10 protein-coding genes and 1 pseudogene are annotated in these 15,151 nt (G+C 63.5%); 5 read left to right on the forward strand and 6 right to left on the reverse strand.

From position 1 onward, the window contains the following. Positions 1–65: 65 nt before the first annotated feature. Positions 66–1,057, reverse strand: a pseudogene (gene rsgA, locus IPF76_RS20960) (ribosome small subunit-dependent GTPase A). Positions 1,058–1,285: 228 nt separating this feature from the next. Here rsgA and IPF76_RS15135 point away from each other — a divergent pair. The 4 genes from IPF76_RS15135 (at position 1,286) to IPF76_RS15150 (ending at position 8,664) form a co-directional block, all read left to right on the forward strand. Beyond that, entirely contained in the window at positions 1,286–4,501 is a 3,216-nt protein-coding gene (locus IPF76_RS15135; RefSeq protein ID WP_293845763.1) for an autotransporter outer membrane beta-barrel domain-containing protein, read from the forward strand. A gap of 86 nt (positions 4,502–4,587) precedes the next feature. Then, positions 4,588–5,256 carry a sigma-70 family RNA polymerase sigma factor gene (locus tag IPF76_RS15140; RefSeq protein ID WP_366499733.1) on the forward strand — a complete coding sequence of 223 codons (669 nt, stop codon included), beginning with the start codon at positions 4,588–4,590 and terminating at the stop codon, positions 5,254–5,256. After that, positions 5,246–6,178 carry a FecR domain-containing protein gene (locus IPF76_RS15145; protein WP_293845766.1) on the forward strand — a complete coding sequence of 311 codons (933 nt, stop codon included), beginning with the start codon at positions 5,246–5,248 and terminating at the stop codon, positions 6,176–6,178. The genes IPF76_RS15140 and IPF76_RS15145 overlap by 11 nt, the downstream gene beginning before the upstream one ends. Before the next feature lie 2 nt (positions 6,179–6,180). Then, positions 6,181–8,664: a TonB-dependent receptor gene (locus IPF76_RS15150; RefSeq protein WP_293845769.1), complete on the forward strand. Its 2,484-nt coding sequence runs from the start codon at positions 6,181–6,183 to the stop codon at positions 8,662–8,664. Between the two features lie 140 nt (positions 8,665–8,804). Here IPF76_RS15150 and IPF76_RS15155 read toward each other — a convergent pair whose 3' ends face one another. Next, a complete protein-coding gene (locus IPF76_RS15155) occupies positions 8,805–9,944 on the reverse strand; it encodes an acyl-CoA dehydrogenase family protein (protein ID WP_293845772.1) in 1,140 nt (379 codons plus the stop codon). 109 nt (positions 9,945–10,053) lie between these two features. Beyond that, positions 10,054–11,247 (reverse strand): acyl-CoA dehydrogenase family protein, encoded by a 1,194-nt coding sequence (locus IPF76_RS15160; protein WP_293845775.1) that lies wholly within the window; start codon positions 11,245–11,247, stop codon positions 10,054–10,056. 163 nt (positions 11,248–11,410) lie between these two features. Here IPF76_RS15160 and IPF76_RS15165 point away from each other — a divergent pair, with 163 nt between their 5' ends. Then, the gene (locus IPF76_RS15165; protein WP_293845777.1) at positions 11,411–12,487 is read left to right on the forward strand and encodes an MBL fold metallo-hydrolase; all 1,077 of its coding nucleotides are present in this window, start codon (positions 11,411–11,413) and stop codon (positions 12,485–12,487) included. On the opposite strand, the gene IPF76_RS15170 is transcribed toward IPF76_RS15165, so the two are convergent. From IPF76_RS15170 to IPF76_RS15180, 3 genes are all read right to left on the reverse strand, one after another. After that, a complete protein-coding gene (locus IPF76_RS15170) occupies positions 12,484–13,380 on the reverse strand; it encodes a PAS domain-containing protein (RefSeq protein ID WP_293845780.1) in 897 nt (298 codons plus the stop codon). The two genes, IPF76_RS15165 and IPF76_RS15170, sit on opposite strands and share 4 nt — an antisense overlap. Before the next feature lie 97 nt (positions 13,381–13,477). Continuing rightward, positions 13,478–14,902 (reverse strand): TadG family pilus assembly protein, encoded by a 1,425-nt coding sequence (locus IPF76_RS15175; protein ID WP_293845783.1) that lies wholly within the window; start codon positions 14,900–14,902, stop codon positions 13,478–13,480. Continuing rightward, entirely contained in the window at positions 14,842–15,105 is a 264-nt protein-coding gene (locus IPF76_RS15180; protein WP_293845786.1) for a pilus assembly protein TadG-related protein, read from the reverse strand. Before IPF76_RS15180 ends, IPF76_RS15175 begins: the two co-directional genes overlap by 61 nt. Positions 15,106–15,151: the final 46 nt, after the last annotated feature.

Below are 15,151 nucleotides of genomic sequence, written 5' to 3' on the forward strand. Positions count from 1 at the left end.
TATTTGAAAAAACATATCAAATACATAGGGCTAGTTTCTTAAAGCCACCCTGTCCGCCAAATGCGCTATCGGCGGCGTTTCGGCGGATGAGCCGCAGCGTTGTCCTCGGCTGCCAGTTTTTGCCAGCGCTCGAAACGATCAATGGTCAAGGTGCCAGCGTTGATGGCCGCGCGGACTGCGCAGTCGGGCTCCGCCCCATGCGCGCAATCCGAAAAGCGGCAGTGCTCCGCGATCAGAATGAAATCGTCGAAAATCTCGGCGATGCCGGCGGTCGCTTGCGGCAGCTGCAGTTCGCGCATCCCCGGCGTGTCGAGCAGCCAGCCGCCATGATCGAGCCGGTGCATTTCGCGGACCGTGGTCGTGTGGCGTCCGGTGTCGTCGCGCGGGCGGATCGCCTGCGTTGCGATGCTGCTCGACCCCCGCAAGGTATTGACCAGCGTCGATTTGCCGACCCCCGAGGAGCCGAGCAACGCCACGGTTTCGCCCTTGCCGCACCAGGCTGCAAGGCGGGCGACGCTGGCAGGATCGCGGCCGTTCACCGGTTCGACCTGCAGTCCCGGTTCGATCGCGCTGGCGGCAGTGACGAAACGCTGCGGATCATCGGTCAGGTCGGTCTTGGTCAAAACAACGACGGGTTTGACCCCACTTCGCGCGCCAGGACGAGATAACGCTCCAGCCGCGCAACGCTGAAATCCTGATTGCACGAGGCGACGACGAACAGCGTGTCGACGTTCGCCGCGATCATCTGCTCGCGATTCGGATCGCCCGGCGCGCGCCGCTTGAACAGGTTCAACCGTTCGAGAACGCGTACCGTTTCGAGCGTGTCGCGATCGATCAGGAGCCAATCGCCAACGGTTGGATGATCGTCTGCCGGTCCGGCGCCGGCGATATAGGGCGAGACGACGTGTTGCCCCCCCGCGCCCGCAACGGCGATCTTTCCGCGATGCACGGCCATGACGCGAACGGGAAGGCACTGTTCGACCTCGTGATCGGTCAGTTGAATGGAGAAATGCGCCCGCCAGCCGAGTGCTTCCAGAATTTCGTTGGCCGATGTCATTGGGTAATGAAGTGTCTTTCTATTGCGGCTTGCGCCTGTGCTGGCGGTCAGGCGGCTGCGCCCGGGCCGGCCTTTTCGACCCTTTGCACTGCGGTGGCAACCGCATTGGCTGCCACGACGCAGTGCTCCGGGAATTGGCTGATCTTATTTTCAAGGCCGCGCCGCAGGGACTCCGTCTTGTGATTGTTGCCGGGATGTCATTCCGGCCCCGAACACAAGAGGAACCCGATGCGCAAGACCTTGCTGGCCACCACCTGTCTGGCCGCCCTGCTTTCAACGACCGCCAAGGCGGAAACGACGATCACCAGCGCCACCACGGCGCCGGTGCGCACGTCGACGATCAAATCGGGCGCGCCCGACGATATCAAGATCACTTCGGCAGGATCGGTGAAGCCAACCAGCGGTGCGGCGGTCACCATCGACAGCAATCACAAGGTGATCAACGAGGGCACGATCGAGATCAGCAACGTCAATGGCGCGCGCGGTGTCGTCGCCAATGCCGGGACGGTGGGATCGATCACCAACGCCGCGACCGGCAAGATCACGATCGACGAACCCTATGCCCCGACCGACATCGACAATGACGGCGACATCGACGGGGCCTTCGCGCTGGGCAGCAACCGCGTCGGCATCGCGACCCTTGGTGCCTTCACCGGTAATATCGTCAACAGCGGGGCGATCACGATTGAAGGCAATGATTCGGCAGGCATCCGCCTCGGCGGGCTGCTGACCGGCAATTTTACCAACGACGGCACGGTCTCTGTGCTCGGCGATCGGGCACTCGGCGTCGGGTTGCAGGATGTCACCGGCAATGTCCGGTTGGCCGGAACGATCACCGCCACCGGCCTCGACGCAACGGCTGCGCGGTTGACAGGCAACATCACCGGTGCCCTCGTCGTTCAGGGCAGCCTGACCGCGACCGGATATCGCTTTACCACGCCGCCCGCCGACCCGTCGAAACTCGACGCCGACGATCTGCTGATCGGCGGCCCGGCGCTGTCGGTCGAGGGCAATGTGACCGGCGGCATCGTGCTCGCGGTCCCGCCCAAGGACAACAGCACCACCGATAATGACGAAGACAAGGACGGCATTCCCGACGACAAGGAGGGCAGTGCCGCGGTGCGTTCGTTTGGCTCCGCCGCAGCGGTCCGGATCGGATCGACGACCCAAAGTGTGACGATCGGTCCGGTCGCGGGAACCGGGACCGGCCTCGGCCTGATCATCGACGGAGGGGTGATCGGCAACGGACTCTATGCCGGCAAAGACGGAAACGGGATGCAGATCGGCGGCCTTGGCGGCGCTGTGACGATCGCGGGCGGGATCGGCATCGGCGCGACCGGTAGCGTTGCGGCACTGTCGAAAGATCTTGCGGCGACGGCAATCCGGATCGGCAGCGGTGCAACCATCCCCGAATTGCGCAACGCGGGCAAGGTCGAGGCGACGACCGCCGGAAATGTAGCAGGCTCGGTCGCAACTGCGGTGCTCGTCGAGGCGGGCGGCGACGTCGCGTTGATCCGCAACAGCGGCACGATCGCGGCGAAAACCGGTGGCGACAATGGCACTGCGCGCGCGATCGTCGATCTTTCTGGCAACGTCGATGTCGTCGAGAACAGCGGTACGATCAGTGCGACCGGGGCGCTGGCCAGTTCCGACCGCAACGTGGCGATCGACCTGTCGGCGCATGCGACTGGCGCTACGGTAAAGCAGACTGCGGTTGCATCGGGCGTCACCGCGCCGAGCATCGTTGGCGACGTCCGCTTTGGCGGTGGCAACGATGTCTTCGACATCGCCGATGGTTCGGTGAAAGGGAACAGCTTTTTCGGCGCTGGCAACAACCGTCTCGCGCTGTCGGGTGACGCGACATACGCCGGGACGGCGCGGTTTGGCGCCGGTAGCGATACGATGACCTTGGCTGGAACGTCCAAATATACGGGCACAGTCGATTTTGGCGGTGGCGCCGATACGTTGACTATTGGCGGCACATCGATGTTTTCAGGTACACTGGCGAACGCGCAAAGGCTGGCTGTATCGGTCAGCGGCGGCACGTTCGACGTGACCGGGGCGGCTACGATTTCATCGCTGGCGGTGACCGACAAGGGCGTATTGGGCGTGTTGCTCGACACCGGCAGCACTGGCACTGAACTGCAGGTTACCGGGAACGCCAGCTTTGGCACCGAATCGAAATTGGCGCTCCGCCTCACGAGCATCGAAGAGGCCGAGGGCCGGCATATCGTGCTGACCGCGGGCACGCTGACCGGTGCGAGCAACCTGACCGCGTCGCAGACGTTGCTCCCCTTCCTGTACAAAGGCGCGCTTACCTCGAACGCTACCCAGCTCATCGTCGATGTGTCGCGCAAGAGCACGAGCGAACTCGGACTCAACCGTTCCGAAGCCGGAGCGTTTGACGCGGTGCTCGACGCCGTCGTAGCGGACCAGAAGATCGAAGATGTCTTCCTCGGCATCGTCGATGGTGATCAGTTCCGCAACCAGCTCGGTCAGATGTTGCCCGAGCATGAAGGCGGGGTTTTCGAAACGGTCACCTCAGGCTCGCGCGCGCTCTCGCGCTATCTACAGGATCCCAACGCCCCGTTCCAGGACGAAGGCAAATGGGGCTATTGGGTCAATCAGGCGGTGTGGGGTACGTCGAAAAGCATCGGCGATACGGCGAGCTATGACGTGAGCGGCTGGGGCATCGGGTTCGGGGCCGAAATCAAGAGTGACATCGGCAACTTCGGCGGCTCGGTCGCCTTTCTCAGCGGCAAGAACGGCAATGGCAGCAATGCCAATGAAGTCAGCACCAGCCAGTTCGAAGGCGCGCTGCACTGGCGCCTGCGCTCGAAAGGTTTCATGGCCAATGCCCGCGTGTCGGGCGCGCCGATCAGCCTGAAGGGTACCCGCATCTTCCGCGCCGAAGCTGGGGCCGATGACATCGACAAGACGATGAAGGGCAAGTGGGACGGCACCTTGTGGTCGGCGTCAGGTTCGCTGGCCTATGATGCCGTTACCGGGGGCGGCTTCTCGATCCGCCCGATGGTTGCGGTCGATTATTTCAAGCTGACCGAGAAGGGCTACCAGGAAACCGGCGGCGGCGATGCGCTCGACCTCAAAGTGTTGGGCCGCGACAGCGACGAACTTGCGGTCTCCGGTACCATAGCCCTCGGTCTCGATTTCGGCGGCATCGACCAATATGACGGCTGGACACGCTTCGAGATCGAAGGTGGTCGGCGCCAGATCGTCGGCGGCACGCTGGGTTCGACCACCGCTTCGTTCAAGGACGGCACGCCGTTCACCCTTATTCCTGATGATCGCACGAGCGGCTGGGTCGGCCGTCTCCGTGGCATCGCTGGTAACGCGGCCTTTCAGGTCGCTGGCGAAGTGTCCGCGGAGGAACAGCAAAGCCATATTGGCTGGGCGTTCCGTGCGAGTCTGCGGGTCGGCCTCTAGCCCCCCGGCCGGCCCCGCGTGCAAGGGGGAGGCACCTCCCTACCCCCGCCTCCCCCTTGCTTAGACAGAAATGAACGAACATAGCCATGATTGCACTGCCCTTCCCCTCTTTCCCGATCCCGCGGTTGCGCGGTGGGACCGGGGCGCTATATGACGGCAGCATCAGGGGGACGTATGGCACGCGCCGGGGCGGCGCTACCCGGCAAAAGATGGCGTTCCAGAGCAAGCAATCGATGACGAGTTCGCAGGACCGAACCGACGCCGTACAGGGCATCGAAGGCGTATTGCTCGCCAACCGGGACCGGATCGTCCGGTTCTTGCAGGTGCGCGGTGCGGGCGATGCGGCGGAAGATGTATTTCAGGATCTGTGGATGCGGCTGACGGATCGCGCCACCGGCCCGATCGCCGAACCGCTGCCCTATGTAATGCGCGCGGCAAACAATCTGATGCTCGATCGCTATCGTTCGGCGCGGCAAAGCGCGCTGCGCGACCATGCTTGGGGAGAGGCGGCGGCAGGCCATGCACCGTCTGCGGAGACTGCGCTGATCTCGCGCGAGCAACTGGCGCTGGTCGAGGCGGCGATCGCGGACGCCGGCGAACGCCCCGCCCGCATCTTCCACCGGTTCCGCGTCGACGGCCTCACGCAACGCGATATAGCCAGCGAAATGAGAATAAGCCTGAGCACCGTGGAAGCCGATTTGCGCAAAGTCTATGCGGCGCTCGCCGCGCTACGGAGGCAGTTCGATGCGTCCTGACGCCAGCCCCGCCGAAGCGCGCGCCATCGACTGGCTGATCCGCCAGCGCGACCCGGCGTTCGACGATTGGGACGGCTTTGCCGACTGGCTGGACGAAGATTCCGAACATGCCGCAATCTATGATGCCGTTGCGAGTCTCGATCAGGATCTCGACGGACTGCCGCCGATGGTGAAGCCTTTGCCCATCATGGCGCCCGCGATGCCGCGCCACCAAACGCGCCGCGCCTGGTTCGGCAGCGCGATGGCGGCGGCATTGGTCGCGGTGATCGGCGTGTCCACGCTGAATCCGTTCGGAAATAGTAACCGGATTCAGACGGCAGCGGGCGAGCATCGCACGATTGAGCTCGTGGATGGGTCGCGGATCGAAATCAACGGCGGATCGGTGGTCGAAATCGACAAGGATCGCCCACGCTTTGCCCGCCTGGAAACGGGCGAAGCGATGTTCCATGTCGTTCACCGCAATAACGATCCTTTCGTGGTCGAGACCGGCAACGACCGGATTGTTGATCTGGGCACTGCCTTCAACGTCGTCCGGCGCGAACGGCAGACGTCGGTCGCGGTGTCCGAAGGTATCGTTCTCTACAACCCCGATCGCGACAAGGTCCGGCTGGTGGCGGGCAAGGCAATTGAAGTGCGCGATGGTGATCGCCAAACCCCGATTGTGCAGGATGTCGATGTTACCAGCATCGGCGGCTGGCGTACCGGACTGCTCGTTTACAACGACGCCCCGCTCGCGGTTGTTGCCGAAGATCTGAAACGGACCGCAGGGATGGATGTCCACATCGCGCCGACCGCGGTCGATCTCTCGTTCCGCGGAGCGCTGATTATCGATGCCGATCGGAATCGCACGATCGCCGACCTCGCCGCTTTGTCGGGGACTAAGGTGCAGCGGCAGGGCAATGGCTGGATACTGACCCGCTGAGCATGCACGCGCGCCTTTCTCTAGTCGCTGCAGCGATCGCGCTGAGCCTGCCCGTGCAGGCTTTGGCGGCGGATGAACGTGTGTTCGACGTACCCAAAGGCCGCCTCTCGACGGCGTTGCCGGTGATGAGTCGCCAAGCCGGGATCAGCATCAGTGTTATGGATGCCAAATTGTGGCAGTCACGCGTGAAACCGGTACGCGGACGGATGAGCGTCGAGAAAGCAATAAAGCGCCTTCTGGGCGGCACCGACGCACGCGCGGTCCGCGTCAGCGCCACCAGCTGGCGCATCGAACGCCGCCTCGTTGCGCCGCGTCTCGCGCATCGCCCCTCCCCCGCGCCGCAACAGGCGCCGCAGCCGCGCGCGCGCGAACCGTCGCACGACATTGTCGCGGCCGCGCGGGATGAGATCATCGTCACGGCGTCAAAGACCGACACGCCCTATTCGCATTTCGCCGGCGTCGTCACGCAACTGAGTGGCGGCGATTTGGCGTTTGGCGGCGAGCGCGGCATGGATTCGATCTTGTCGCGCACCGCTACCGTGTCTTCGACCCATCTGGGTTCGGGGCGCAACAAGCTGTTCATTCGCGGCATCGCCGATTCCAGCTTCACTGGTCCGACGCAATCGACGGTTGGTCAGTATCTGGGCGATATTCGCCTCAGCTATAACGCCCCCGACCCCGACCTCAGGCTTTATGACGTCGATAATGTCGAAATACTCGAAGGTCCGCAGGGGACACTTTATGGCGCCGGGTCGCTCGGCGGTATCATTCGCGTCGTCCCCAAAGCGCCCGACCCGCGCGCGATGTCGGTGCAGGCTATCGCGGGTGTTTCGCTGACCCAGCATGGCGACCCCGGCGGCGACATCGCCGCGATCGCCAATCTTCCGGTCGGCGACAACGGACACGCGCTGCGCCTGGTCGGCTATATGCTCACCGACGGCGGCTATATCGACAATCCGCTCCGCGGTCAGAATGACGTCAACCGCGTCCATGTCCGCGGCGGTCGTGGCGCCTTTCGCTTTGACGCCGGTGATGATTGGACCGTCGATCTGGGCGGGGTCTATCAGTCGATCAAATCCATCGATGCGCAATATGCCGACAAGGCGGCTGAGCCGCTGACCCGTAATTCGATGGTCGAGCAGAACGCGTCGGCGCGTTACGGCCTTGGCACGATTGTTGTTATGAAGGACTGGGACGGCCTGCATTTCCAATCGTCCAACGCCTTCATCGACCACCGCCTGTTCGAACGCTTCGACGCCAGCCTGCCCGAAGCACCGCCCGGTTCGGTAATCTCGGCTGGCGCGGTCGATGTCGAGCGGCTGTTCGCGCCGATCCAGATCACGCCGCTCAGCGACGTGCCGCGCGTGCTCGACCAGCGCAACGCGACACGGATGTTCGTCAGCGAAAATCGCCTGTCGCGTCGCTATCACGACGGACTTGGCTGGGTGGTCGGCGCGAGTTTCATCGACAATCGCGCGCGGCAGAACCGCGAATATGGCTATGGTTCACTCCGCGCGGTGCTGCCCGGCGTCACCAACAAAATCACCGAAGTCACCGGTTATGCCGAGGCCACCGTTGAAGTGATCCCCGACCTCGTCGCCGCGGGTGGTATTCGCCTGTCGCACGCGCGGCTGGGCGGCATGGCTGAAGGCGTCTCCTTCGCGCTCGCCCAGGCGGGTCGCGCAACGACGGCGTCACGCAACGAAACCGACCTGCTGCCGTCCTTCTCGCTGCTCGCGACGCCGCTGCATAATTTGCGGCTCTATGCGCGCTATCAGGAAGGCTTTCGCCCCGGCGGTCTTGCGGTCGATGGCAATTTTGTTCGGCGGTTTTTGAATGATCAGGTGCGGACATGGGAAGCCGGCATCCGCATTGGCGACAACAGGCAAAGCCTGTTCGATGCGAGCCTCGCTGTGTCGCACAGCATTTGGCGTAATATTCAGGCTGATTTCATTGACAGCACAGGCTTTCCGACCACAGCCAATATCGGTGACGGACACATCACCAGCGTTTCGGGCGCGCTCGCGATGCGGCCCACTGCGGCGCTGACCTTCGAATTGGGCGCGGTTTATAACCACAGCCGGGTTGACAATCTGACGCTGGAAATCCTGCCCGTGTTCGACAGCGCACCGGGGCGGCTGGGGCGCATTCCCAATGTCGCAACGCACGCGATGCGCGGATCGGTCAACTATGCCACGGTCATCGGCGACGAGGATTTCCGCGTTAACGGTTGGGCCAATTATATCGGGCCGTCGCGGTTGGGGATCGGCCCGGTGCTGGGCGAGAGCCAGGGCGATTATATAGACACCGGGCTGGCTATGCGTATCGGCAATGATCGGCGCGGACTGTCGCTAACGCTGACCAATTTGTTCGATTCTCGCGGCAACCGTTTTTCACTCGGTACACCGTTTGTCGAGGGCAACGCTGGCTTCATGACGCCGCTGCGGCCAAGGACGCTGCGGATCGCGGTGGATGTGGCTTACTAAAGTCAATGCCCCTCCCTTTCAGAGGAGGGGTTAGGGTGTGGCCCATCGGTCTTGCGCGAGGCCGATGGACCACACCCGCTGCGACTCGCGAACAAATTCGCAAGGCTCGCTGCCCTCTCCTGAAGGGGAGAGCGTAATACTCAATCCGCCAGCACAATCCGTTCGTAGCGGTCCATGTGATAATCATGGCTGCCGAACTGGCTTTCGATCATCGTGGCACGCTTGAAATAATGGCCGATCGCTAGCTCCTGCGTGATGCCGATGCCGCCGTGCGTCTGGATCGCATTCTGACCGACGAAGTTGGCGCCGCGTGCAACTTTCGCTTTGGCAGCCGAGACCGCCGCCATGCGTTCGTTCGCCGGCAGTTCCAGTTTCAGCGTGCCCATGATCGTCATCGAGCGTGCCTGTTCGACCTCCATGAACATGTCGACCATACGGTGCTGGAGCACCTGGAATTTTGCGATCGGCACACCGAACTGTTTGCGCTGCTGAGTATATTCGAGCGTCCCTTCGTGCAGCTTCTGCATCACGCCCGTCGCCTCGGCGCACACCGCCACCGTCGCTTCGTCAACGATCTGCTCGATCAGCGGCAGGCCGGTCCCTTCGCCTCCCAGCAGCGCATCGCCAGAGATCGCGACATTCTCGAAATAGATCTCCGATGCCCGGTTGCCGTCGACCGTCGGATAGTCGCGGCGAACGATGCCGGTCAGATTGACATCGATCAGGAACAGCGACACCCCGTCGCGGTCCCGGGCGTTGCCGCCCGTGCGCGCGGTGACGAGCAGATGCGTCGCCCACGGCGCAGCGTAAACAACGCTCTTGTGGCCGCTCAACACATAGCCGGAGCCATCCTTCCTCGCGGTGGTGCGAAGATTCGCCAGGTCGTAGCGTCCCTGCGGCTCGGCATAAGCGAAGGCGATGATCGCATTGCCCGCAATGATCTCGGGGATCATGGCATCGGCTTGCGCACCGCCAACGGCTTTCAGCGCGCCGCCTGCAATGACGACGGTCGGAAGGTAAGGCTCGATCCCGATGACCTTGCCGAGTTCCTCCATCACAATCGCATTTTCAAGCGCGCCGCCGCCAAGCCCGCCATACTCTTCGGCGAACGGTGCGCCAAGCATGCCGAGTTCCTGCGCCAGCGCTGTCCAGATCGCTGGATCGCGGCCGCTGTCGCTATTGATAAACTTCTGGCGCGTTTCGAAATCATAGGTGTCGCCGAGGAAACGGGCGAGCGTATCGCGGATCATGTCCTGCGTTTCGGTGTAGGTGAAATCCATTATCGTAATTCCTGATCTTCATTGTTCCCCGGCGAAAGCCGGGGCGCATTGCCGCAAACGGTCAAGCCAGCCGCTCGAGACCCCGGATCAAGTCCGGGGTGGTTGTGGATCAAAGACCCAAAACCATCTTCGCGATGATGTTCCGCTGAATTTCGTTCGACCCGCCATAGATCGTCGTCTTGCGCATGTTGAAATAGGTCGGCGCGGCGCGATGCGCGTAGTCGGGGCCGATCGGATGCTCGTTGTCGCCCTCGCCAAAGCCGCGGAAATAGGGCGCGCCATAATGGCCGACCGCTTCCAGTGACAGCTCGGTCAGGCGCTGCTGAATCTCCGACCCCTTGATCTTGAGCAGGCTCGATTCCGGTCCCGGACCACGGCCCGCATTGGCACCGGCCAGGCTGCGCAACTCGGTGAACTCAAGCGCGGCGAGATCGACTTCCAGCTCGGCGACCTTGCGCTTGAAAAACGCGTTGGCGAGAAGCGGCTTGTCGCCATCGACTTCGGTGCGGGCGATTGCCTTCACCTTTTCTATTCCGCGCTTCGACGCCGCAACGCCGGCGATGCCGGTCCGCTCGTGCGCGAGCAGGAACTTGGCGCAGGTCCAGCCTTTATTCTCGTCATAGACACGCTGCGATTGCGGCACGCGAACATCTTCGAGCCACACTTCGTTGACCTCATGCTCGCCGCCGAGCGTGATGATCGGCCGCACCGTGATACCCGGCGATTTCATGTCGATCAGAAGGAAGCTGATGCCTTCCTGCTGCTTGGCGTCCTTGTCGGTGCGGACGAGGAAAAAGCCCCAGTCGGCGTGCTGCGCCAGCGTCGTCCAGGTCTTCTGGCCGTTGACGATATAATCGTCGCCATCGGCGATGGCGGTGGTGCGGAGCGAAGCAAGGTCGGAGCCCGAGCCGGGTTCCGAATAACCCTGACACCACCAATCCTCGCCTGACAGGATGCGCGGCAGGAAATGGGCTTTCTGTTCGGGCGTGCCAAAGGTGTAGATGACCGGGCCGACCATCGCGAGGCCGAAGGGCATCAGTCGGATGCAATCCGCGCGCGCGGTTTCTTCGGACCATATGAAACGCTGCGTCGGTGTCCAGCCGGTGCCGCCATATTCGACCGGCCACGCCGGCGCGATCCAACCCTTTTTGTGCAGGATCTTGTGCCAGACGAGGAAATCCTCCTTGGACATCTCTTCGCCCTCGTCCTGCTTTTCACGCAGCTCGGCGGGGTAATTTTCGGCGATGAAGTCGCGCACTTCCTGCTGGAAGGCGAGATCTTCGGGGCTGAATTCCATGTCCATCACGAATCTCCCATCGGATAATGGCGCCCTTATAATGAGCGCTCACCTTTACGTAAACGGCAAGTTGCGTCTTGCAACCTTCCTTCGCGCGATGATTGCGCGTAACGCCGTCGCTTGTCCAGCGGGCGCGACCGTCGTCGGCGGAAATCATGGGGGATCAGCGATGACGAAGGCAAAGCGCACCGTGCTATCGGTTGCGGCAATCATGGGCATCGCGGTGCTGGCGGCGTGGCTGTTCCAGCGACCAATCGGGATGTGGCTCTTCGAACGTGGGGCCGAACGCGCCGCAGCGCGCGATACTCTCAAGGGTTTGCCTGATGGCCTGCACGTCGGACTGTGCGGCACCGGTTCGCCCCTCCCTGACCGCGAACGCGCTGCCGCCTGTACCGTCGTCATTGCGGGCAAGGCCATATTCGTTGTCGATGCCGGCGAAGGGGCGGCGCGCAATATCGCGCAAATGGGTTTGCCGAACGGCCGCATTAGAGCTCTGTTCCTGACCCATTATCATTCGGACCATATCGACGGCATGGGGCCGATGATGCTCCTGCGTTGGGCCGCCAGCGGTAATAGCAGCCCCCTGCCCGTTTATGGGCCGCCCGGCGTCGAGCGCGTGATCGCGGGATTCAACGCCGCCTACGCGCTCGACAACGGCTACCGCATTGCGCACCACGGCGAAGCAATCACGCCCCCCGCCGCCGCCGGCGCCGCCGCCATGCCCTTCGCCATTCCCGCCACTCCGACCGTCGTCTATGCAGGCGATGGTTTGCGTGTGACGGCGTTTCCCGTCGATCACCGCCCGGTGCAGCCGTCGGTCGGCTACCGGTTCGACTACAAGGGACGTAGCGTCGTCGTTAGCGGCGACACCGCACCGTCGAAGACGCTCGAGGCCGCGTCGAGGGGCGCCGACCTGCTGATCCACGAGGCGTTAAATCCGGTAATGGTCAAGACGTTGGCGGCGAAGCTCGATGCGGCGGGCCGGAAAAAGACGGCGCAAGTCATGCGCGACATCCTCGACTATCATGCCAGCCCGGCGCAGGCCGCTGAGAGTGCGCGCGTCGCAGGGGTTCGGATGCTGGTGCTTAGCCATGTTGTTCCGTCGATGCCATCGCCCTACCTGAACGCGGCGTTTCTCGATGGCGCGGAAGGCCATTTTGACGGGCCGATTGTCGTGGGAGAGGACGGCCAGTATTTCTCTCTGCCGGTGGGCAGCAAGGCAGTCGAACGCGGCAGCTGGTTCTAGGCGAAGCGCCGGGTGACGAGCACGACCGCACCGTCGCTTGCATAGGGGCCGCGCACTTCGGCGATCGTCAGAATCACGTCGATGGCAGCGCCGTCGCGCGTGATGATCTGCGATGCAAGGCGCGTCGGCTCACCCGATCGGACCAGCGATTCCAGCGCTTCCGCGAAGGCGGCGCGATGTCCGATCGCCAGCAGGGCGGAAAAACGCACCCGCCGGATCGCGGCCGCATCGACCCCCAGCATGCCCGTCAGTACATCATTCGCTGTATCGACCGCTTCGCGGACCGAGATGCGGGCGCGACCGATTTGACCCTGTGCCTCGACGGCGACGATCAGCGCCTGCCGCGCATCGCTCGCCGCAAAATCGGCCATCGTGCCGTTCACGTCGCGCAGGATGATCGCGCCGCCGATCGGGGTCGGAACAAGATCGATGCGGAGCCATTGGCGCGGGCGCAGGATGTCGGGGATGTCGCCCGAGAAACGCTCGCGATGGTCGATCAGGCGGATGATATGCTGCGCCAGGAAGCTGCCCTCGATCCGCGGTGCCGCGGTTGTCAGCGGCACGCCGATCAGATCGGCGCATGATTTTTCCAGCATATCGGACGCCGCGGGATTGGCGGCCGCAATCCGCCATTGACGATCGATCAGGATCACACCGTCGCGGATCGATTCAACCAGTCCGGCGAGCGAAGGCTGCAGGCGGTCCGCCGTGCCAGCGACATCATCCGTATCGCCATCGAGCCGCCGATAATCGTCGAGCGAGATCAGCACATGCGCGTCCTTGCCATGGTGCGTGACGACGACGGGCTCACGCGCCGATTGCAGGCGCCAGTTCGCAAAGCCGCGAATGAACTCCGCTGCCGATACCCGCTGTGGTTCCTGCGCTGTCGCCACCCTGATCTCCCGGATTGTCGATGCGTCGCAATCATATTGGGGCGTTTTGCGAGACAATGGCCGCGAAGTGCGTCCGGTCCGGCGCCGTTTTGGTGGATCAGACCAGCTTCGCCTTGCCGCAGCGCAGCGCGTTCACCCGCGCGTCGGCCTGTCCGACGTGCACCCCGAGCAGACCGGTGATGTCGGCGAGCACGGTGTGGAGCACCGGCGCCGCAAGCGCCACGGTATCACCGACGACGGTTCGCAGCGCGTTGAGGTTGAGGCCGAGCCCCAGCACGTTAACGCGCAGGTCCATGCGGTCGGACAGCGATTTCGCCGCGCCCGCGACCAGCCCGCTGCTCGACACGGTCTTCAACCGTCCACCGTCGATCTCGCTTCGCGAAAAGGCGACCTGTTTCTCGGCGAGATCCGACAGGACCAGTTCGGCCTCTGCGTCAACGCTGGCGAGTGGCAGCTTCACCACCCGCGCCGATCGCGGGTCGAGCGGGCGCTGCATGTCCTGAAAATCGGCATCGTCGACAGTGCCGATCGCCAGCATAGCGGGCGAAGGGACCACCGCCAGCGAGACCGCGGCACTGCTGTTCGGACCGCAATCAATGTCGGCTATCCGTGCCGATGCCGATCCCAGTTCGGCCAGCACCGGGATATGGATGCTGGCCAGCGGTGTCTGTACCCTCGTGTCGAATTTCAGTCGCAATTGCGCCGTGCGCACGATCACCTCGTTGGTGTCGGTCACCGCGATCAGCGGCGAATGCGCTGGCGGCTCGCCGATGAGCAGCGCGATGTCGATCCCCGACCCGCCAGGCAGGTTGCTCGCCACCGACAGGTCGACCTGGCGATTGGCGCTGCCGAGCAACAGCATCGCGCGCAGCAGGCTTAGGGCATTGACCTTGACCGAATTGGCGGCATCGACGCGGATGCTCGACGAACGCGGCCCCAGATCGATCGCGCGCGACGGAAACAGGCTGCGCGGCAAGGCTCGGTCGGCAATATGGTCTAGCGCTCTCGCCGCCTGCCCATCCGACGCGGCGGCCAGCGCCGATATCACCTGCGGCATCGTCACCTGACTATCGAGCGTCTGGCCAAAAGTCAGTACATCGGCATCGATTTCGGTGCGGAGCGCATCGGAAAACGCCAGCAGGTCGATGTCGGTGCTGGCCAGCGCGTTATAGTCCATCAGCGACAGGCTGAGCTGGCTCCCGGTCAGCCGCGACAACAGGGAGTTCGGCAGGCCGCCATTGACCGCAGCGACCCGCGAACCGAGCGAAAAGGCGGCATAACCGCGCCGCGCCCCCGTCGCGGTGGCGCGGATGACGCTTTCGCTCTTCCCGGTCAAAAAGCGCCCGAAATACAGCAGGCGATCGCGCGTCAGCAGGATTCGCACCGCGTTGCTCGATAGGCCTCCGACGGCAAATCGCCGTTCGGCGGCAATCGCTCCGTCGGGTGTGTAGGTCCCGGTCGTCAGCGATGCGATGCGGATGCCGCAATCGCAGTTGGCGGCGATAATCCGTTCGGCCGCCACCCGTTCCTCGCCCGTCGCCCCGCCGCCGCCATTGCCGCGGCGTCGGCAATGCCCTGCAGCTTGCGGCGGTCTAGGTAGAGCGAGCCGACATCGACAGCGAGCGCGGCGGCGCCGACCAGTATCGTCATCGCAAAGGCGGTGGCGACGCTGATCCCAGCGCGGCGGTCGCGGACAAGGGCGCGAAGGGATGAGATACCAGCCATGGTCAATCCACCGGCAAATCAAAGGTCGCGCGCGAACGAATGACGT

Source organism: Sphingopyxis sp., assembly GCF_016704835.1.
Lineage (GTDB): Bacteria > Pseudomonadota > Alphaproteobacteria > Sphingomonadales > Sphingomonadaceae > Sphingopyxis.